The following is an 18,807-nucleotide window of genomic DNA, read 5'->3' on the forward strand; positions in this document are numbered from 1 at the left end:
CCAGTGAAACTGTATATCTCATGAATGGATACTAATCGAAACAGTTGCACGATGTTAGCCTGCCCGCCACAGTTCAGGAAAACCCATATCATGAGTCAACACAAGAAGATCCCCCTGCTGGCCGCCCTGGTGCTGGCCCTGCTCGGCCTGCTGTTTGCCGGTTACTGGTATCTGCATGGCCGCTACTTCGAGAGCACCGACAACGCCTACCTGCAAAGCGAGGTGACCGGCATCGGTTCCAAGCTCTCCGGCTACATCAGCGAAGTGCTGGTGACCGACAACCAGGCGGTGAAGGCCGGCCAGCTCATCGCCCGGCTCGACGACCGCGAATACAGGACCAAGGTGGCGGAGGCCGAGGCCGATCTGCACCTCAACCAGGCGACGGCGGATAACCTCGCCGCCACCCGTATCCAGCAGTTGAGCCTCATCCGCCAGGCCGAGGCAAAAGTCAGCTCGGCCAATGCCGAGCAGGTCCGGGCCCAGCAGCAGGTGCGCCGGGTCAGCCAGCTCAATGAGCGTCACTACAGCTCCCAGGACAGCCTGGACGAGGTGCGTGCCGGCTTGCAGGTCAACCAGGCCCAGGCACTGGAGGCCAAGGCAGCCTTGCAGGCCGCCCGCGAGCGGCTGCTGGTGCTGGATGCCGAAGCCAAGCAGAACCAGGCCAGGCTGGCTTTGAGCGAGGCCCAGCTTGAACAAGCCAGGCTGGAACTCGGCTACACCGAGCTGCGAGCCCCGGCTGACGGCATCATCGGCAAGCGCAGCCTGCGGGAAGGGCTCTACGTCCAGTCCGGTATGCAGGTGGCCAGCCTGGTGCCCCTGAGCCAGGTGTGGGTCGAGGCCAACTTCAAAGAGACCCAGTTGCAGCACATGCAGCCGGGCCAGAAGGTGGAGGTGACCCTGGATGCCTATCCGGATCAACCGGTCGAGGGGATCATCGACAGCCTCTCTCCGGCCACCGGCGCCAAGTTCGCCCTGCTGCCGCCGGAGAACGCCACCGGCAACTTCACCAAAATCGTGCAGCGGGTACCGGTCAAGATCCGCATCCCGGATCCGGGCGCCCTGGCGGGCAAGCTGCTGCCCGGCCTCTCCACCGAGGTGATCGTCGACACCCGCACCCCTGATCCCGTGGTGGCCGCCCACTGATGGACGCCATACCACGCCGCAACTGGATCGCGGTCATGGGGGGCCTCATCGGCGCCTTCATGGCCATCCTCGACATCCAGATCACCAACGCCTCCCTGAAAGACATTCAGGGGGCACTCTCGGCCACCCTGAGCGAGAGCTCCTGGATCTCCACCTCCTATCTGGTGGCGGAGATGATCGCCATACCGCTGAGCGGCTGGCTGAGCCGGGGACTGAGCGTGCGGCGCTACCTGCTGTGGACCACGGGCGCCTTCATCGTCGCCTCCGTGCTCTGCTCGTTCAGCTGGAACCTCACCAGCATGATCGTCTTTCGGGCGCTGCAGGGCTTTACCGGCGGGGCCCTGATCCCCATGGCCTTCTCCCTCATCGTCAGCCTGCTGCCGCTGCACAAGCGAGCCACCGGCATGGCGCTGTTCGGCCTGTGCGCCACCTTCGCCCCCGCCATCGGCCCGACCCTGGGGGGCTGGCTGACGGAGCAGATGTCCTGGCACTACATCTTCTATCTGAACGTGCCGCCCGGCCTGCTGGTGATGGCCATGCTGGCCCACGGGCTGGACAGGAAGCCGGTGGACTGGGAGGTGATCAAGCGGGTGGATCTCATCGGTATCCTCACCATGGCGGTGGGTCTCGGCCTCCTGGAGGTGGTACTGGAAGAGGGCAACCGGGAAGACTGGTTCGGCTCGAGCTTCATCGTGCGGCTCACCGTCATCTCGGTGGTGGCCCTGGTGTTCTTCGTCATCAGCCAGTTGCTGCGCCGCCACCCCCTGGTCAACCTGCGGCTGCTGCACAACCCGCGCTTCGCCCTGGCCTGCTTCGCCTACCTGGTGCTCGGCATGGGGTTGATGGGCTCCATCTATGTGCTGCCCCTCTACATGACCCAGATCCACAACTACAACGCCCTGGAAATCGGTGAGGTGCTGATGTGGATGGGGTTACCCCAGTTGCTGGTGCTCCCCCTGGTGCCCAAGCTGACCCACAAGATAGATCCGCGCTATCTGGTGAGCTTCGGCTTTCTGGTCTTCGCCATCAGCTGCTTCATGAACGTGAACATGAATGCCGACTACGCCGGGCCCCAGCTGATCCAGTCCCTCATCGTGCGGGCCCTGGGGCAGCCCTTCATCATGGTGCCCCTCTCCCTGGTGGCGACCGCCAGCCTGACGCCGGACGAGATCCCCTCCTCCTCGACCCTGCTCAACGTGCTGCGCAACCTGGGGGGCGCCTTCGGCATCGCCATCATCGCCACCCTGATCGACAACGACACCCGGACTCATGTCAGCCAGATCGGCAGCACCCTGGCCGCCACCAGCATCGAGGGGCAGGCCTATCTGATGCAGCTGGCCCAGAACATGATGGCCCAGGGAGCCGGGCCGGAGCAGGCCCAGTTGCAGGCCCGGGCCATGCTGTCGAACACCATCAGCCGCGAGGCGGCCATCATGGCCTACAACCAGGTGTTCTACGTGATGGGTATCTTCCTGCTCGTCGCCAGCGCCCTGATGCTGCTGCTCAAGCAGCCGGCCCCGAGGGCCCCTGACGCAGAACCGGTCGAGGCGTGAAAGGTGGGGATCACATAGCAAAACGGGCCAGAAGGCCCGTTTTTCATGGCTGCCCGCTGGTCAGCCCGCCAGGGAGGCGGCGATCAGGAATTGGGCCGCGAAGTAGCTGCTCATGATCCAGGCCGTGGCATGGGGGAAGGGGCGGCGGAATCTGTCCAGCGCCAGCATGCTGTCGGAGAAGAGGAACATCAGCGCCCCCACCAGGGCGGCGGCGCTGCCGGCAGTGAGAGAGGCATGCCAGGCACCGGCAGCCACCCAGGCCATGGCGATGATCACCAGCATGTAGCAGAAGACGGGGATCCTCATCTCGCCGAGCTGGCCCCACAGGAGCCCGAACACCATGCCGGCCACCAACAGAAGCAGCAGGCCGTCCACCAGCTTGAGCACCAGGGGCCCCTGGGCGAAACCGACGATGTAGCAGAGGTGAGCGACAAAAAATGCCGCCAGCCCCTGGATGAAACGATCCCGTGGCAGCATCAGCAGCACGTCCCCCGCCAGCGACAGGCAGAGACCGAGCAGGATCCAGGCGTGGGAGCCGTTGTGATCGTCGCCCTGGTAGCCAAACGCCAGGGCGATGATGAACAGCATGGTCAGGGGTTTGCTGATGTAGAACTGACGGGAGTCTGAGCCGTAAGCCGCGCGGATGTGCCACCAGCCCGATGCGATGATCAAGAAACTCAATAACATGCCCTGCTCCTCACCGGCTGCTCGCCCTGGGGCGGCAACCTCTTTAGTGCCCGCAAGAGTAGCAAATTCCCCCGGCCAGTGGCAGAGGCTGAAGCAGATGGCTCCCTACACCTAAAGTCTAATTGCCCCCATCCCCGCCCTCGGGCATAAGAGACAGCTCTGGAGGATCACCATGGAAGACGCTATGACCAACTACCTGCCCGCTATCGACATCATGATGTGCCATCTTGGCATCAGCTTTGAACAGGCCTGCGAGCAGCTTGGCCTCAGCCCGCAGGAGCAGCAGACCCTCGACCAACTGCAAAAACAGAAGCAGACCCAGTCCAACTGATGCCCTGGACTGATGGCCCGAAGCGGCCGGCATCACAGTCCAGCATAAAAAACGGCGCCCGAAGGCGCCGTTTTTTATTGGGTGATGATCAGGGTCGAGCGACCTGGCGGCGTTGCAGCCAGACCACGGCCCCGAACAGCAGGAAGCCCGGCAGCCACATCAGCTCCTTGGGCCAGCGCTCGGTGGGCGCCTTGACGCTCAGGATCTGCTGATCCATCTCCAGCCCCAGATCGGCCGCCTGGCTACCGAAGGTGACGGTGTCGATCAGGATCTTGCCGTCCTGCTCATAGGTCTGGATCCCCAGCTTGGTCAGACGATCCTCACCGCTCGCACCATCCGGCACCGGCAGCAACACAGTGAAGCGGCGCAACTTGCCCACCGCATCTTCCCCTTCCATCCGCAGGCGCAGGGTGCTCTCGGCCTCCACCTGCCCCATGGTCTGGACCAGCTCGGCCGGGGCGGTGTCGCGATACGGGTCGTGCAGCAGATCCATCCAGAAGCCAGGACGGAACAGGGTGAAGGCCACCAGCAGCAGCAGCACGCTCTCGTACCAGCGGCTCTTCACCAGGAAGAAGCCCTGGGTGGCGGCAGCGAAGATCAGCATGGCGATGGTGGCCACGAAGAAGATCAGTACGCCGTGGGCGAAGTCCACGTTGATGAGCAGCAGATCGGTGTTGAAGATGAACAGGAACGGCAGCGCCGCGGTACGCAGGCTGTAGTAGAACGCCGTGATCCCTGTCTTGATGGGGTCGCCCTTGGAGACGGCGGCCGCGGCGAACGAGGCCAGCCCCACCGGCGGGGTCACGTCCGCCATGATGCCGAAGTAGAAGACGAACAGGTGAACCGCGATGAGCGGCACGATGAGGCCGTTCTGCTGACCCAGGGTGACGATCACCGGCGCCAGCAGGCTCGATACCACGATGTAGTTGGCAGTGGTCGGCAGCCCCATGCCGAGGATGAGGCTCAGCAGGGCGGTGAGGATCAGCATGAGCAGCAGGTTGCCCATGGAGAGGAACTCCACCAGATCCGCCAGTACCAGGCCGACGCCGGTCTGGGAGACGGCCCCGACGATGATGCCGGCAGTGGCGGTGGCAATGCCGATGCCGATCATGTTGCGGGCACCGGCAATCAGCCCCTCGCGCAGGTCCACCACGCCATCGGTGAAGGAGCCGTAGTCATGCTTGCCGTCGGTGCGCAGCCAGTTCAGCAGCGGTCGCTGGGTCAGCAGGATGATGATGAGCATCACCGACCCCCAGAAGGCCGACAGCCCGGGGGAGAGGCGCTCCACCATCAGACACCACACCAGCACCACCACGGGCAGCAGGAAGTGCAGGCCGGAGAGCAGCACGGCGCGGGTCTCGGGCAGCTCGTCCAGTGGCTTGTCCGGGTCTTCCGCCGGCAGCGGTGCGTTACTCGCGGCGATCTTCAGCAGTCCCAGGTAGGCGACGGCCAGCAGCACGCTGATCCCCGGCAGGGCATAGTCACCCAGCACCGGCTTGAGCCAGCCCAGACCGTAGTAGACCGCTATGGAGAGGCCGCTGATGAGGGCGGCACCGAAGGCGAAGCCGGTCAGGCGACGCAGCCAGGGGCGCGGCTGACGGTTGCCGATGGGCTGCATCCCGAGCTTGAGCGCCTCGAGGTGCACGATGTAGAGCAGGGCGATGTAGGAGATGGCCGCCGGCAGGAAGGCGTGCTTGATGATCTCCACATAGGGGATGCCCACGTACTCCACCATCAGGAAGGCAGCAGCCCCCATGACCGGCGGCATGATCTGGCCGTTGACCGAAGAGGCCACTTCCACCGCGCCGGCCTTCTCCTTGGAGAAACCGACCCGTTTCATCATGGGGATGGTGAAGGTGCCCGTGGTCACCACGTTGGCGATGGAGGAGCCGGAGATGACGCCGGTCAGTGCCGAGGCGACCACGGCCGCCTTGGCCGGGCCGCCGCGCAGGTGACCCAGCAGGCTGAAGGCGAGCTGGATGAAGTAGTGGCCCGCACCGGCACGCTCGAGCAGGGCGCCAAACAGCACGAACAGGAAGACGAAGCTGGTGGAGACCCCAAGGGCGATGCCGAACACCCCTTCGGTGGTGATCCACTGGTGGTTGGCCAGCGCATGCAGGCTCACCCCGCGGTGGGCCAGCAGGGAAGGCATCCAGGGACCGGCCAGGCTGTAGGCCAGGAAGACGATGGCGATGACCGCCAGGGCCGGGCCCAGGGCGCGGCGGGCCGCTTCCAGCAGGAGCGGAATGCCGACGCAGGCCACCGCGAAGTCCATGGTGGTCAGGTTGCCGGGACGCTGGGCAAGCTCCTGGTACATCACGAACAGATAGCTGGCGACGGCGGCACCGACGAGGCCGAGGGCGATGTCGGCAAGGGGAACCCTGTCTCGCGGTGAGCTGCGCATGGCCGGGAACACCAGGTAGGCGAGCAGGATGGCGAAGGCCAGGTGAATCGAGCGTGTTTCAGTGTCGTTGAGGACGCCGATGCCGAGAGAGAAGGGCAGCGGCGAGGCTATCCAGAGCTGGAACAGGGACCAGATCAGCGCAAGACCCGCGATGATCCAGCTCATGGGGCCGACGGGCAGCCTGGCGCCGACGTCCTGGGCGATCAGCTCCTCGGCCGAGAACGCCTCTTGTTGTTGTGTTTGCTGCATAGTGTGACTCTGTAGGTACTGCAATAAATGAGACTCGCTCCCCCGAAGGAGGAGCGAGTCCGGGGCACATCCGAAGACGCAGCCGGATTACATCCAGCCACGTTCCTTGTAGTAGCGCACAGCGCCTTCATGCAGCGGAGCGGAGAGACCCACCTTGATCATGTCGGCTTCCTTCAGATCCGCGAAGGCCGGGTGCAGGCGCTTGAAGCGGTCCAGGTTGTCGAACACGGACTTGACCAACTGGTAGACCACTTCCGGGTCAGCCTTGGCGCTGGTGGAGAGCACCGCCTTGCCACCGATGGACGGGGTCGGGTTCGGGCTGCCCTTGTAGAGACCACCCGGGATCTCGGCCTTGCTGTAGTAGCTCTTCTCGGCCAGCAGCTTGTCGATCTCGGGGCCGGTGACCGGTACCAGCACGGTGTCCGTGGTGGTGGAGGCTTCCTGGATGGCGCCGTTCGGGTGGCCGACGAAGTAGCTCATGGCGTCGATGTTGTTGTCACCCAGGGCAGAGGCCTGCTCGGCGGGTTTCAGTTCGGAGACCAGGCTGAAGGCGGATTTGTCCCAGCCCTTCACGGTCATGATCTCTTCAAAGGTGTCACGCTGACCGGAACCCGGGTTGCCGATGTTGACGCGCTTGCCCTTCAGGTCGTCGAAGCTGGCTACCTTGGCGTCCTTGCGGGCCAGGATGGTGAACACTTCGCTCTGCAGGGAGAAGACGGCGCGGATGTCATCCATCGGACCTTCGGCCTTGAACGGCTCGACGCCCTTCATCGCCTTGTACTGGTGGTCGGACTGCATGATGCCGAAGTTGAATTCGCCGGAGCGGATGCCGTTGACGTTGGCAACACCACCGCCACTGGCCGGGGCGTTGCACTTGATCTGGTGATCGGCGGCGCCGCGGTTGAGGAAGCGGCAGATGGACTGGCCCGCCACGTAGTAGACGCCGGTCTGACCGCCGGTGCCTATGGTCACGAAGCGCTCCTGCGCTTGCACCGGACCACCAAACGACACACCGACCAGAGCCGCCGACAAGGCGCACGCCAAGGATAATCCTTTCATGTTCTTCATCCTTTTCATTGATTTATTTCACCCGTTTCCCGGGAGAATATGAGACAGACCCGCATCAAGACTGGGTTCGCCTATACGACCTCGTACGAGGAAATGGTCGAGCAGCACGCGCCCTTCCAGAAGCCACCATCATCCTGCGGTGAGATAATCAGCGTCATGCCGATCGGAGGTGATCTGACCAGAAACGGGTCAGTTCAAAAGCATTAACGCCCCGATTAAGCACATAACACCAACATAAATCAAACAAAACAGCAAAATGGCGGATTTAAATAGCGAGAAGTTTGAAGCGGATCATTAATTTCTCAAGGGCAGATTAATTACATGAACTATCAAAGGGAAGCAATAAAAAGAACGCCCAGATTCTTTCGCAACCCTTGACTGGCAAGGATTAGAAACCTGGTCCGTTATATTGCGAAATGCATACTGAACAGCATAAACACGACGTTAATGACGCTTTTGTCGCCAAGATGCAAAAACCCCGATCCGGGGCTGCCGGAACGGGGTTTGGTAACAAGCTGATTTCATTTGGGCTCGGCCATCACGCCTTGCTGCCAGCCAGCTCCAGAATGAAGGCGAACTCCAGGGCGATGTCCTCATAGGCCTTGAAACGGCCCGACTTGCCGCCGTGACCGGCCTCCATGTCGGTACTGAGCAGCAACTGGTTGTCATCCGTCTTCAACTCACGCAGCTTGGCCACCCACTTGGCTGGCTCCCAGTACTGCACCTGGGAGTCGTGCAGCCCCGTGGTCACCAGCAGATTCGGGTAGGCCTGGGCCTTGACCTGATCGTAGGGGCTGTAGGCCTTCATGTAGTCGTAGTAGCGCTTCTGGTTCGGGTTGCCCCACTCGTCATACTCCCCTGTGGTGAGGGGAATGGACTCGTCCAGCATGGTGGTGACCACATCGACGAAGGGCACCTGGGCCACCACGCCGCGATAGAGCTGAGGCGCCTGGTTGATGACGGCCCCCATCAGCAGGCCGCCGGCGCTGCCTCCCATGGCATAGACCTGATCCCTGGCGCCGTAGCCTTGCGCCACCAACGCCTCGGTCACGTCGATGAAGTCGTTGAAGGTGTTCTGCTTCTTGAGCAGCTTGCCCTCTTCATACCAAGTGCGGCCCAGCTCCTCGCCACCCCGGATATGGGCGATGGCGTAGACGAAACCCCGGTCCAGCAGGCTCAGGCGTGAGCTGCTGAAGTCCGGGTCCATGCTGGCGCCGTAGGAGCCATAGCCGTAGACCAGCAGGGGATTGGTGCCTGCACCACCCCCTGCCTTCTTGAACTTGTCCTTGCGATAGACCAGCGACACCGGCACAGCCACGCCGTCACGGGCGGTGATCCAGAGCCGCTCGCTGGCATATTGCGCAGGCACGAAGCCCGCCACCGGCTGCTGCTTGAGCAGAGTCCGCTTGCCGCTGTCCATGTCCAGCTCGTAGGTGGAGGACGGCGTGGTCATGGAGGAGTAGCCATAGCGCAGGGCGCTGGTGTCCGGCTCCGGGTTGTAGGCAAGCCAGGTGACATAGGCGGGATCGTCGAAGGCGATCTCCTTCTGTTCGCCGCTCTGCCAGTTGACCTGACGCAACCGGGTCAACCCCTGGCTGCGCTCCTCCAGCACCAGCCAGTCCCTGAACAGGGCATAGCTCTCCAGCAGCACGTCCGGATTGGGGGCGATCACCGCCTTCCAGCGATCCACCGGGCTCTCCTTGGTCTCATAGAGGCCGAAGTTCTTGCCGTCCTTGTTGGAGCGCACATAGAAGCGACCACGGTAGTGATCCAGGCTGTATTCGTGATCCACCTGACGGGGCAGGAACAGGCGTGGCGTCTGGCCCGGCACATTGGCATCAATGAGGCGCGCCTCGCTGGTGGTGGTGCTGGAGAGGGAGATGACGATGAAATCTTCCGAGGTGGTGGCGTAGAGGCTCACATAGAAGGAGTCGTCCTTCTCCTCGTAGACCAGGATATCCTTCGCGGGGTCCGTGCCCAGCTCGTGGCGATAGACCTGGTAGGGCAGCAGGGTCTTGGGGTGCTTGCGCACGTAGAAGACCGTCTTGCTGTCGTTGGCCCACACCAGGTTGCCGGAGGTGTTCTCGAGGGTGTCGGCGGCCCAGGCGCCGCTCTCCAGATCGAGGAACTGGATCCTGTATTGACGGCGGGAGAGATAATCTTCCGCCACCGCCAACCAACGGTTGTTGCGGCTCACCTCGAGCGCCCCCAGGGCATAGAACTCGTGGCCTTCGGCGCGCTGGTTGCCATCCAGCAGCAGGGTGGGCGCCCCGTCCCCTTCCACCTTGCTGCGGGAGTAGATGGCGTACTCCTTGCCCGGCTCGTAACGGGTCTGATAGCGGTAGCCGTTCTTCACATAGGGGACAGACTCGTCCTGCTGGGGAATACGGGCCACCATCTCCTTGTAGAGCTGCTCGCGTAGCGGCTTGATCGGTGCGAGCATGGCCTCGGTGTAGGCATTCTCTGCCTTGAGATAGTCCAGCACCTCGGGCTTCTGCCGCTCGTCGTCACGCAGCCAGTAGTAGTTGTCGACGCGCGTGTCCCCGTGTTTTTTCAGGGTATGGGGGTGCTTGGCGGCCACCGGGGGGACAATGACAGGCTGGGTGGAAGTATCGCTTGTAGGCATGGCGGACTCTTCGTTGGCATGGGAACAGGGCGCAGCAAGCAGGCAAGCCAGCAGCAACCCCCGGGAAAAGGTGAACATGTCGCATCCTTTGCGCTGTCACAGGGCCGCCCCTCCCGCTGGTGCTGCACGCATCCAGACGGCACACCGGCAGGCAGTGGGAAAAGCGTCCCTGAGAAAATAAAAATTGGCGATCAATCTGCCCCTTGTCGCCCGGGGTTGCAAGGGCTCCCCGGACATTCCCCCCCAAATCGACGAAAAAGGGCCGCCATCTCGCGATGGCGGCCCTCCTCCCTGACCGTGGGCGACACGGGTTCGCTCAGGTGTGCCTCACATGATGAAAGTGTGTCTGCTCACGGTCAGCATCCATCAGCCGGGGTAGCTCGACCAGACTTTGGTCGCGCCCTCGTCACTGATGCTCAGCACCTGATAGGGCTGACCCGGAATATCCATGCCCGGCGCACTCTGGGGCATCCCCGGAATGGTCAGACCGCGGATCGCCGGTTTTTCCTTGAGCAGCTTCTGCACGTCGGCAGCGGGCACATGCCCCTCCACCACATAGCCATTCACCACCCCGGTGTGGCAGGAGGCCAGCTGCGGGGTGATGCCATGCTGCTGCTTGATCGGGTCAAGCTGCTCGGTTTCCACGACCTTGACCTCAAAGCCGTTCTCTTCCATGTGCTTGATCCAGGTCTTGCAGCAACCGCAATACTGGGACTTGTAGACGGTCATCTGCCCGGTTGCCAGAGCAGAAAAACTGACGGTACCGGCCAGCACGGCCAGTAACAGGGACTTGTACATATCTCACCTCGGTTAAGAAGAAATGCCCGGAAAGGGAAACTCGACTCAGCCGTGGTGACGGGGCGGACGCTCGAGACGCTCCAGGGGCGCCTCCGGCATGAACAGAGAGGGAGAGAGGTATGTCGGCCTGTCGGGCTCAAGCCGGGCAACCGTCAGGCTGTCGCTGGTGAGCACCGTCATGGCGAGCGCCGAGGTGAAGCTGCCGCAGGGCATGGCTTTTTCCAGGGTACGCTCGCTCTGGCTGCAATGGGGCGTCAGGGTACAGAGATCGGTGGCCGCACGGCTGCCAAACGACATCAGCACCAGCACCAGACTCCACAGGGGGAGCCAGCGGCGGGCGCGAGCGAGTTGGCGACGGGTCAGGACCATGAGACGACTCAATGACGAAAGAGGGCCTATGGTAACCCTTGGCCCAGGGGGAGGGTCAACCCCTCCCCCGTTTGCATCAGGGTTGCTGACGGGTGGCTGCCAGCACGATCTCCCGCACGCAGACGTTGGCCGGCTGGTGCCAGGCGTAGAGCACGGCGTCGGCGATCACCTCGGGGGCAATGACGCCTCCCATCTGATCCTTCCAGTCGTGATAGCCCGCCTTGATGCTCTCGTCCGTGGTGTGGCTGAGCAGCTCGGTTTCCACCGCGCCCGGAGCGATGGTCACCATCCGCACGCCGACATCGGCCACCTCTTCCCGGATATTCTCGGTCAGGGCGTGGACGGCGAACTTGGTGGCGCAGTAAGCGGCATGGTTCGGGAAGGTCTTGCGACCGGCGATGGAGCTGATGTTGATGATGGTGCCGCTGCGGCGGGCCTTCATGCCGGCCAGTACCGCATGCACGCCATTCAGAACCCCCATCACGTTGATATTGAGCATCTGCTGCCACTCGGCGGGATCCTGCACGTCGGCCTGTCCCAGCAGCATGACGCCGGCATTGTTGACCAGACATCCCACCGGGCCGAATTGCGCCTCCGCCTGCGCCACGGCGGCCTTCATGGCGGCGGTGTCGGTGACATCGACCCCGATGCAGAGGGTATCGGGCAGGTTCAGCGCCTGCATGGGCTCGACCCGGCGGGCCAGCAACAGCAGCGGATGGCCGGCGGCGGAGAAGGCGCGGGCAATGGCGGCACCGATCCCGGCGGACGCGCCGGTGATCACCACGAGGGACTTGGACATGGAGTTTTCCTTCTGATGCGTTGAAATGGGCGTCAAACAAGGGCTGGCCAGCACGGGACCCAGTCACTATAGTCGCTACATCCATCGGCGATAAATATAGTTTTCCGCTGGTTATCATCTGAATTAACTATGGTATCCCCATGCTGGACCTGAGATTGCTGCGCTTCTTCATCGCCATCTATGAAGAGAAGAACATCACGGCAGCGGCAGCCCGCTGCCACGTGAGCCAACCCTCCCTCTCCGCCGGCCTTCGCCAGCTCGAAGAGAGCCTGGGGGACAGCCTCTTCATCCGGGGCAAGAAGGGGGTGGAAGCGAAGGATCCGGCCCACTATCTCTATCCCCACGCCGTCAAGCTGGTGGAAGAGGCGCGTCGCCTGCCGACCCTGTTTCGCCAGAAGGCGACGCGTGCGAGACTCAACATGGCCATCATGCCCGACCTCAGCCGCCGTCGGTTGGCGGGATTGCTTCGGCGGGTGCAGGGGGTGCTGCCCGAGCTGGATCTCACCCTCTCCGATTACGGCACCCCGGCCGACTGCCGGCTGACCCTGGATGCCCTGCGCCGGGAGGACGAGATCTTCCTGCCGCTCTGGGAAGAGGAGTACGTGCTGTGCGTTCCTAGGGGACACCCTCTTGCGGGCAGGGCGCGTATCGAGCTGGCTGAGTTGCAACACCATGATTTCATTGAGTGTCCCCCCTGCGAAGCCCATCAGCAAACCATAGGCCTGCTGGCCTGTGACCGGCTCACCCTCAATCTGGTGGCCAAGGCCGAGAGCAAGGGGCTGGTGATGGCGCTGGTGCTGGCCGGAGTGGGCATCAGCTTCCTGCCCGACGGGCTGGTGGAGGACGAAGCGGGCCTGTGCACCCTGCCCGTGAGCGGCCCCCGGATGTTCCGCCGCATCGGCCTCTGCTACCCCGCCCACCAGACCCTGAATCCGGCGCTGCGCGCACTGATCCCGGAACTGGCGGGCCAGGGAGCTTCTTGATAACGTTTCAGCTCACAGTCTGTCGCATGTGCCGGCAGCAGACCCTCTTCAGGAATCCCATGAAACGCATTCTGGTCATCTTTTCACACCCGGCGCTGCAGAGTTCCCGGGCCAACAAGCAACTGCTGCACGCCATCGAGGGGCTGGAGGGGATCACCCTGCACGATCTCTGCCAGCGCTATCCGGATATGTTCATCAACGTGAAACGGGAACAGGCCCTGCTGGCGGAGCACGACATCATCGTCTTCCAGCACCCCTTCTACTGGTACTCCTGCCCGGCCATCATGAAAGAGTGGATGGACCTGGTGCTGGAGTACGGCTATGCCTACGGCCCCGAGGCCCACGCCCTCAGCGGCAAGCAGTGGCTCAGCGCCATCACCACGGGGGGCGGCCCCGAATCCTACTGCCGCGCCGGCTACAACCAGCGCCCGCTGCTCGACTTCCTGCTCCCCTTCCAGCAGACCGCACAGCTGTGCGGCATGCGCTGGCTGCCCCCTTTCGTGCTGCACTCCTTCCACAAACTCGAGGATCCCGAGGCGCTGCGCCGCTGCGGCCAGGACTATCGCCAACTGCTGTGCGCCCTGCGTGACGAGCAGCTGACCCCGGCCCAGCTGGCCGAGAGCCCCTATCTGCGCGATCTGCTGGGGGTACTCCCATGACACACACTCGATCCGGGCGCAGGCCCGGCCAGCCCTCACCGGCATTCATCATGTTAAGGAGGAGCCGCTGATGGGACATGGATTGCTGTTTGATGCCCTGATCTACCTCTCGGCGGCGGTGATCGCCGTCCCGCTAGCCAAGCGGTGGGGGCTGGGCTCCGTCCTTGGCTACCTGCTGGCGGGGATCATCATAGGTCCCTTCCTGCTTGGTCTGGTGGGCGAGCAGAAAGACGTGATGCACTTCGCCGAGTTCGGGGTGGTGCTGATGCTGTTTCTGGTCGGTCTGGAGCTGCGCCCGGCCCTGTTGTGGCAACTGAAAGGGCCCATCCTCGGCACCGGTGGTCTGCAGGTGCTGCTCACCAGTGTCGCCCTGACCGGGGTGGGTTATCTTTTGGGTCTGCCCTGGCAGCAGGGGCTCGCCATCGGTCTCATTCTTGCGCTCTCCTCCACCGCCATCGTGCTGCAGAGCCTGCAGGAGCGCAAACTGATGCAGAGCGAGAGCGGCCGCTCCGCGTTTGCGGTGTTGCTGTTCCAGGACATCGCCGTCATCCCCATCCTGGCGATCCTGCCGCTGCTGGCCATCGCGCCGGTCGCCAGCAGCGGCAGCTCAGAGCTGGCAGGCTGGCAGCACGGCCTGCTGGTGGTGGCCGCCATCGCCGGCATCGTGCTGGGTGGTCATTACCTGATGCGGCCGGTGTTTCGCGCCATCGCCCAGTCCCACATGCGGGAGATCTTCGTTGCTGCCGCCCTGCTGCTGGTGATCGCCATCGCCGTGCTGATGGAATCCGTCGGCCTCTCCCCCGCCCTCGGCTCCTTCCTCGCCGGCGTGGTGCTGGCGGACAGCGAGTACCGCCACGAGCTGGAAGCGGACATTGAGCCGTTCAAGGGGTTGCTGCTCGGCCTCTTCTTCATGTCGGTGGGTGCCGGCATCGACTTCAGCCTCTTTGCCGCCCATCCCCTGTTGATCCCGGCACTGGTGATCGGTCTGATGGTGCTCAAGTGGCTGGTGCTGATGGGGCTCGGCTTTGTCATTCGCCTCTCCCCGAACCAGCGCTGGACCTTCGCCCTGGCCCTGGCCCAGGGCGGGGAGTTCGCCTTCGTGCTGTTCTCGTTCGCCGCCCAGAACAAGGTACTGCCGGGCAGCACCATCTCACTGCTGACTCTGGTCGTCGCCCTCTCCATGGCGCTGACACCGCTGCTGCTTATCCTCAACGATCGGGTGATCCAGCCCTGGTTCGACTACCGCAACCAGAGCGACACCCCCGAACACGAACAGCCCGAGCTGGTGGAACACCCGGTCATCATCGCCGGCTTCGGTCGCTTCGGTCAGATAGTGGGGCGTCTGCTCCACGGCCATGGTATTGGCACCACCATCCTGGAGCAGGATGCCAGCCAGATAGAGATGCTGAGAAAGTACGGCTACCAGGTGTTTTATGGGGATGCCAGCCGACTCGACCTGCTGCACGCGGCCGGCGCCCACAAGGCCAAACTGCTGGTGCTCTCCCTCAATGACCCGGCCACCTCCCTCGAAGTGATCGAGATGGTGAAAAAGCACTTCCCGCACCTCAGAATACTGGCCCGTGCCCAGGACAGACCCCATGCCCACGAGATCCTGCGCCACGGGATAGACAGCGTGCACCGCGAAACCCTGGGGTCGGCCGTGGATCTTGGGGTAGAAGCACTCACCCTCTTGGGATTCAGGGCCAATCAGGCCTGGCGTGCGGGGCAGATGTTCAAGCAGTATGACAACCGGCTGCTGCGGGAACAGGTCAACTACCTGGACGACGAGCACACCTATATCAACAAGAGCCTGCAATACCGCGACATCCTCTCCGACCTGCTGCAAGACGATCAGGAAGGACAGGAGCGTACCCACGCCCATCAATGGAACAGCGGTCTGCCCGACAACGACAAGGAAGCAACATGATTGCCTATTACCCCATGCTCAAACACCTTCACATGACCCTGGCCCTGGTCAGCCTGCTGCTCTTCCTCTACCGCTGGAGCCTGGCGCTGGCGGGCAGCGGGCGGCTGCAACAGAAATGGCTGAAGGTGCTACCCCACATCAACGACACCTTCCTGCTGCTGTTTGGTGTGCTGCTGGCGGTGACCCTGCAGATGAGCCCTGGCCAGCAGCCCTGGTTGATGGCCAAGCTGATTGCCCTGGTGATCTACATCGGCCTGGGCGTCATGGCGCTCAAGCGTCCTGCCCGCGGCCAGAAGCTGGTGGCCGGAGTGGCCGCTCTCGCAGTATTCGGCTACATGGTGGGCGCAGCCATCACCAAATCAGCCTGGTCCTGGCTGGCGTAACGACGTGTCGAGGTGGGGGCCCGTCCCTCACCTCCTTCCCACCTCCCCCTCCATATTGCTTCCATTTCCTTCCAGTCACCCAGGTCGCGAGCATTCTCGCAAGGCTTGTTTTCAATAAAAAAAGGGCTCAAACAACCCCTTTAACTTGTTATTTTATCTTATTTATCAACACCTTGGTTCTTCATGTATGAAAATGGCGACAGTTGTCGCAGCAAAACTTGCGACATAGACTGTCGCAGGCCATGGCTAGGATACACTCAACGCTAAACCAGTGAAGGCATGCACCATGAGTAAGAAGCTGTTACGACAACTGACCTTGGCGCGTTGCATCCCGCACCGCCCTTACAAGCTGACCGCCAGCCAACTCCAGGTAAAACTGGAAGAGGAAGGCATTCACGTCAGTCTCCGTACCGTGCAACGGGACCTGGAAGAGATGTCCGGCATGGGACTGTTCGACCTCACCTCCGATGAGCGCAGCAAGCCTCATGGCTGGTGCTTCGAGCGCCATGGTCTCAATGACTTTGCCAACATCATGCCGCTCTCGCTGGCAGTGGCCCTGAAAACCTGGAGCGACCAGGCGAGCCAACTGTTGCCGGCAAGCGTGCTGACCGAATTGAACCCGCTGATCGACAAGGCTGGTCAGGTGATCCGCGACAGCCAGAGCGAACTGGCCGAGCGCTGGCTGGAGAGCGTGCACCAGTCACCTCGCCCCTTCGCCGGCAATCCGGAGATCCGCCGCAGCACCCTGATCCGCGACGCCCTCTGGCGTGGCCGCAAGTTCAGCGCCGAGATCCAGCGTGTCATCAAGGAGCGTACTGTCTGGCTCTGCTATGACCGCATCAATCCCCTCGGCATCCTGAACCAGCCCGATGGCCCCATCCTGCTCTGTACCCTGTCCGAGCTGGATCCCAAGGTCTACGGCATTCCGTTCGATCACATCAAGAACGTGGAGTTGACCAACTTCAGCGCGACCCAGCCGAAGGACTTCAATATCCAGAAGCTAATCCGCGACCAGGGTTATCAGGACGTCAGCGGTCCGATCCGCTTCGTCGGGCGCATCGATGCCAACTGCCCGACACTGATCGATGGACAAATCCCGGGACATAACCCGCGTATGACCCGTTACGACAAGCGCAGCGTGGTGGTGGAGACCGAAGTGCAAGATACGCCCGAGTTCCGCTCCTGGCTGAACAACATGAGCGGCAACCTGGAGGTACTTGCACCCGAATCACTGCGCAAGGCCTACCCGACTCCTGGGACAAGGGTCAGCTAAAGAAACCAGCAGACAATACAAAGCCGAGATTTATCTCGGCTTTTGTCTACTTTTAAAGCATAAGTATTCAATTAATTTTGAACTCTTACACCCCTGATTGAAGCGGCTGTACCATCGTTTTCCTACCGATTTCTGCTTGTAAGAGATCTGCCATTCCCCCTGTAAGACCCCTCAGTGTTGAACCGTACGTGAAGCCATCCCGCACTGGGTATGCTTTCCATGGAAACTATCTAAGCAACTGATAAACGTAGATAATATTCCACACAAGCCCATTTCTGCACCGCATGTCACGGAACCCAAGCCGAATGCACACCTTGTTCGAGCCCGTAATTGCCTTAGTATGGGTCTCACAAGGACGGCCTGATTCGGCAGGATGCAGAAACAGCGCATAAACAAGGAATAGCCTGCAGGATGTGGGCAAGGAACACCTCGGGATGGGGTTGATAGCCAGGATGGTTATCACAAGGATCGACAGGACAACCGCAGGATGCGGTAGTTGGATACCTCGGGATGAGGTTGAGTGGTACGGATTGTCGCTCATCAAGGATGAAAGGACACCGCAAGACGCGGTCAGGAACAGCTTCAAGATGAAGCGTGATAACCAGGATGGTTATCAGTCAGGATGACGCAGGAACACCACGGGATGTGGTAATGGACACCTCCAGGAAGGAGAGGGTGAAGCAATCAGGACAGATTGCCAGGCTAGGAAGGCCACAGGACACCCCAACGGATTGGGAAGGGGAATTTCCAAAGGAAAGGATAGCGTCAAGGATTGCAGGGAGCATGGCAGTTCAGGGAATGGACGAAATGACTTGAGGGGACAGCAGATGCTGTCCCCTTTTCTTTTGTGCACCCCATGCCCACGACACAACAGAAAATGGAATCAGCCTGAGCGGTCCTACAACATCACGCTTTTACCAGATATCACCTGCATCCTGGATAACCCCATCAGACTCAGCCACAGTAGCGCACCTTACCTTTCCTGCGCCCTCCCTCGTCTATGCTCAGCGACATCCACTAGGCCCTCAGAACGCAGCAGATCAGCCGCAACCAACCAGCCAGGATATTTCCTGGCGACTAACTCCAGGTAACGATGGCCACTGACTTCTGCTCAGCCAGGCAGATTGTTGAGTCATCCCTGAACTGTCTATATGTGTGACCACGAATGAAGCATGAATGCCATTCTATAGGGCGGAGATTGTCGTAGGAGGGGTGATAACCCAACCAAGCGGCCTGCTACTGAGGATGAGAGACTGGGTAAATGTCAGATAGCAAAAAGGCCTTCCCGATAGGGAAGGCCTTTCAATTTAGTGGCGGAGCGGACGGGACTCGAACCCGCGACCCCCGGCGTGACAGGCCGGTATTCTAACCGACTGAACTACCGCTCCGCATTCGGTTAGCTTTCGCTAAATCATTTGCCGCTTCTTTATGAGGTGTCATCCTCGCAGCCAGTCATGTGATTCTTCACATCACCGTTTAATTGGGTGCCTGGCAGTGTCCTACTCTCGCATGGCGAATGCCACACTACCATCGGCGCTACAGCGTTTCACTTCTG

15 protein-coding genes and 1 tRNA gene are annotated in these 18,807 nt (G+C 61.8%); 8 read left to right on the plus strand and 8 right to left on the minus strand.

Annotation, left to right across the window (positions count from 1 at the left end; genetic code table 11):
- Window positions 1-90 precede the first annotated feature (90 nt).
- Window positions 91-1,143, plus strand: a complete 1,053-nt coding sequence (locus tag PG879_RS11745; protein WP_270830227.1) for an HlyD family secretion protein — start codon at window positions 91-93, stop codon at window positions 1,141-1,143.
- On the plus strand, window positions 1,143-2,696 hold the full coding sequence (locus PG879_RS11750; RefSeq protein WP_042881900.1) for a DHA2 family efflux MFS transporter permease subunit: 1,554 nt from the start codon (window positions 1,143-1,145) through the stop codon (window positions 2,694-2,696). Before PG879_RS11745 ends, PG879_RS11750 begins: the two co-directional genes overlap by 1 nt.
- A gap of 60 nt (window positions 2,697-2,756) precedes the next feature.
- On the opposite strand, the gene PG879_RS11755 is transcribed toward PG879_RS11750, so the two are convergent.
- Window positions 2,757-3,383, minus strand: a complete 627-nt coding sequence (locus PG879_RS11755; protein ID WP_039040401.1) for a lysoplasmalogenase — start codon at window positions 3,381-3,383, stop codon at window positions 2,757-2,759.
- A gap of 172 nt (window positions 3,384-3,555) precedes the next feature.
- On the opposite strand from PG879_RS11755, the gene PG879_RS11760 reads away from it, so the two are divergent.
- Entirely contained in the window at window positions 3,556-3,714 is a 159-nt protein-coding gene (locus PG879_RS11760) for a hypothetical protein (protein WP_005332188.1), read from the plus strand.
- Window positions 3,715-3,802: 88 nt separating this feature from the next.
- Here the strand turns inward: PG879_RS11760 and PG879_RS11765 are convergent, their stop codons facing one another.
- The 6 genes from PG879_RS11765 to PG879_RS11790 form a co-directional block, all read right to left on the minus strand.
- Window positions 3,803-6,367 (minus strand): TRAP transporter permease, encoded by a 2,565-nt coding sequence (locus tag PG879_RS11765; protein WP_270830229.1) that lies wholly within the window; start codon window positions 6,365-6,367, stop codon window positions 3,803-3,805.
- Between the two features lie 87 nt (window positions 6,368-6,454).
- Window positions 6,455-7,426, minus strand: a complete 972-nt coding sequence (locus tag PG879_RS11770) for a TAXI family TRAP transporter solute-binding subunit (RefSeq protein ID WP_029313514.1) — start codon at window positions 7,424-7,426, stop codon at window positions 6,455-6,457.
- 547 nt (window positions 7,427-7,973) lie between these two features.
- Window positions 7,974-10,139, minus strand: a complete 2,166-nt coding sequence (locus PG879_RS11775; RefSeq protein WP_270830230.1) for a S9 family peptidase — start codon at window positions 10,137-10,139, stop codon at window positions 7,974-7,976.
- 288 nt (window positions 10,140-10,427) lie between these two features.
- Complete coding sequence (locus PG879_RS11780) at window positions 10,428-10,859, minus strand: DUF411 domain-containing protein (RefSeq protein WP_010672577.1); 432 nt, start codon at window positions 10,857-10,859, stop codon at window positions 10,428-10,430.
- A 45-nt stretch (window positions 10,860-10,904) separates the two neighbouring features.
- Window positions 10,905-11,228: a hypothetical protein gene (locus PG879_RS11785; protein WP_041214286.1), complete on the minus strand. Its 324-nt coding sequence runs from the start codon at window positions 11,226-11,228 to the stop codon at window positions 10,905-10,907.
- Between the two features lie 76 nt (window positions 11,229-11,304).
- Window positions 11,305-12,027 carry an SDR family oxidoreductase gene (locus PG879_RS11790; RefSeq protein WP_042881944.1) on the minus strand — a complete coding sequence of 241 codons (723 nt, stop codon included), beginning with the start codon at window positions 12,025-12,027 and terminating at the stop codon, window positions 11,305-11,307.
- Window positions 12,028-12,167: 140 nt separating this feature from the next.
- Between PG879_RS11790 and PG879_RS11795 the strand changes: the two genes are divergently transcribed.
- The 5 genes from PG879_RS11795 (at window position 12,168) to PG879_RS11815 (ending at window position 17,252) form a co-directional block, all read left to right on the plus strand.
- Window positions 12,168-13,010, plus strand: a complete 843-nt coding sequence (locus PG879_RS11795; protein WP_041212185.1) for a LysR family transcriptional regulator — start codon at window positions 12,168-12,170, stop codon at window positions 13,008-13,010.
- A 59-nt stretch (window positions 13,011-13,069) separates the two neighbouring features.
- Window positions 13,070-13,669 (plus strand): NAD(P)H-dependent oxidoreductase, encoded by a 600-nt coding sequence (locus PG879_RS11800; protein WP_010672574.1) that lies wholly within the window; start codon window positions 13,070-13,072, stop codon window positions 13,667-13,669.
- A 70-nt stretch (window positions 13,670-13,739) separates the two neighbouring features.
- Complete coding sequence (locus PG879_RS11805; protein ID WP_010672573.1) at window positions 13,740-15,596, plus strand: monovalent cation:proton antiporter-2 (CPA2) family protein; 1,857 nt, start codon at window positions 13,740-13,742, stop codon at window positions 15,594-15,596.
- The gene (locus PG879_RS11810; RefSeq protein WP_039040394.1) at window positions 15,593-15,979 is read left to right on the plus strand and encodes a SirB2 family protein; all 387 of its coding nucleotides are present in this window, start codon (window positions 15,593-15,595) and stop codon (window positions 15,977-15,979) included. Before PG879_RS11805 ends, PG879_RS11810 begins: the two co-directional genes overlap by 4 nt.
- Before the next feature lie 286 nt (window positions 15,980-16,265).
- Window positions 16,266-17,252, plus strand: coding sequence for a helix-turn-helix transcriptional regulator (locus tag PG879_RS11815; protein WP_029313511.1), 987 nt, complete (start codon window positions 16,266-16,268; stop codon window positions 17,250-17,252).
- A gap of 1,311 nt (window positions 17,253-18,563) precedes the next feature.
- Here the strand turns inward: PG879_RS11815 and PG879_RS11820 are convergent.
- Window positions 18,564-18,640, minus strand: a tRNA-Asp gene (locus PG879_RS11820).
- Window positions 18,641-18,807: the final 167 nt, after the last annotated feature.

Origin of the sequence: Aeromonas sp. QDB63 (assembly GCF_027707425.1) — a bacterium.
In the GTDB taxonomy this organism is placed as follows: Bacteria; Pseudomonadota; Gammaproteobacteria; order Enterobacterales; family Aeromonadaceae; genus Aeromonas; species Aeromonas caviae.

Coding starts and splice junctions, on each gene's coding strand:
- PG879_RS11745 (WP_270830227.1), top strand. CDS start 91: ATGAGTCAACACAAGAAGATCCCCCTGCTGGCCGCCCTGGTGCTGGCC.
- PG879_RS11750 (WP_042881900.1), top strand. CDS start 1,143: ATGGACGCCATACCACGCCGCAACTGGATCGCGGTCATGGGGGGCCTC.
- PG879_RS11755 (WP_039040401.1), bottom strand. CDS start 3,383: ATGTTATTGAGTTTCTTGATCATCGCATCGGGCTGGTGGCACATCCGC.
- PG879_RS11760 (WP_005332188.1), top strand. CDS start 3,556: ATGGAAGACGCTATGACCAACTACCTGCCCGCTATCGACATCATGATG.
- PG879_RS11765 (WP_270830229.1), bottom strand. CDS start 6,367: ATGCAGCAAACACAACAACAAGAGGCGTTCTCGGCCGAGGAGCTGATC.
- PG879_RS11770 (WP_029313514.1), bottom strand. CDS start 7,426: ATGAAAGGATTATCCTTGGCGTGCGCCTTGTCGGCGGCTCTGGTCGGT.
- PG879_RS11775 (WP_270830230.1), bottom strand. CDS start 10,139: ATGTTCACCTTTTCCCGGGGGTTGCTGCTGGCTTGCCTGCTTGCTGCG.
- PG879_RS11780 (WP_010672577.1), bottom strand. CDS start 10,859: ATGTACAAGTCCCTGTTACTGGCCGTGCTGGCCGGTACCGTCAGTTTT.
- PG879_RS11785 (WP_041214286.1), bottom strand. CDS start 11,228: ATGGTCCTGACCCGTCGCCAACTCGCTCGCGCCCGCCGCTGGCTCCCC.
- PG879_RS11790 (WP_042881944.1), bottom strand. CDS start 12,027: ATGTCCAAGTCCCTCGTGGTGATCACCGGCGCGTCCGCCGGGATCGGT.
- PG879_RS11795 (WP_041212185.1), top strand. CDS start 12,168: ATGCTGGACCTGAGATTGCTGCGCTTCTTCATCGCCATCTATGAAGAG.
- PG879_RS11800 (WP_010672574.1), top strand. CDS start 13,070: ATGAAACGCATTCTGGTCATCTTTTCACACCCGGCGCTGCAGAGTTCC.
- PG879_RS11805 (WP_010672573.1), top strand. CDS start 13,740: ATGGGACATGGATTGCTGTTTGATGCCCTGATCTACCTCTCGGCGGCG.
- PG879_RS11810 (WP_039040394.1), top strand. CDS start 15,593: ATGATTGCCTATTACCCCATGCTCAAACACCTTCACATGACCCTGGCC.
- PG879_RS11815 (WP_029313511.1), top strand. CDS start 16,266: ATGAGTAAGAAGCTGTTACGACAACTGACCTTGGCGCGTTGCATCCCG.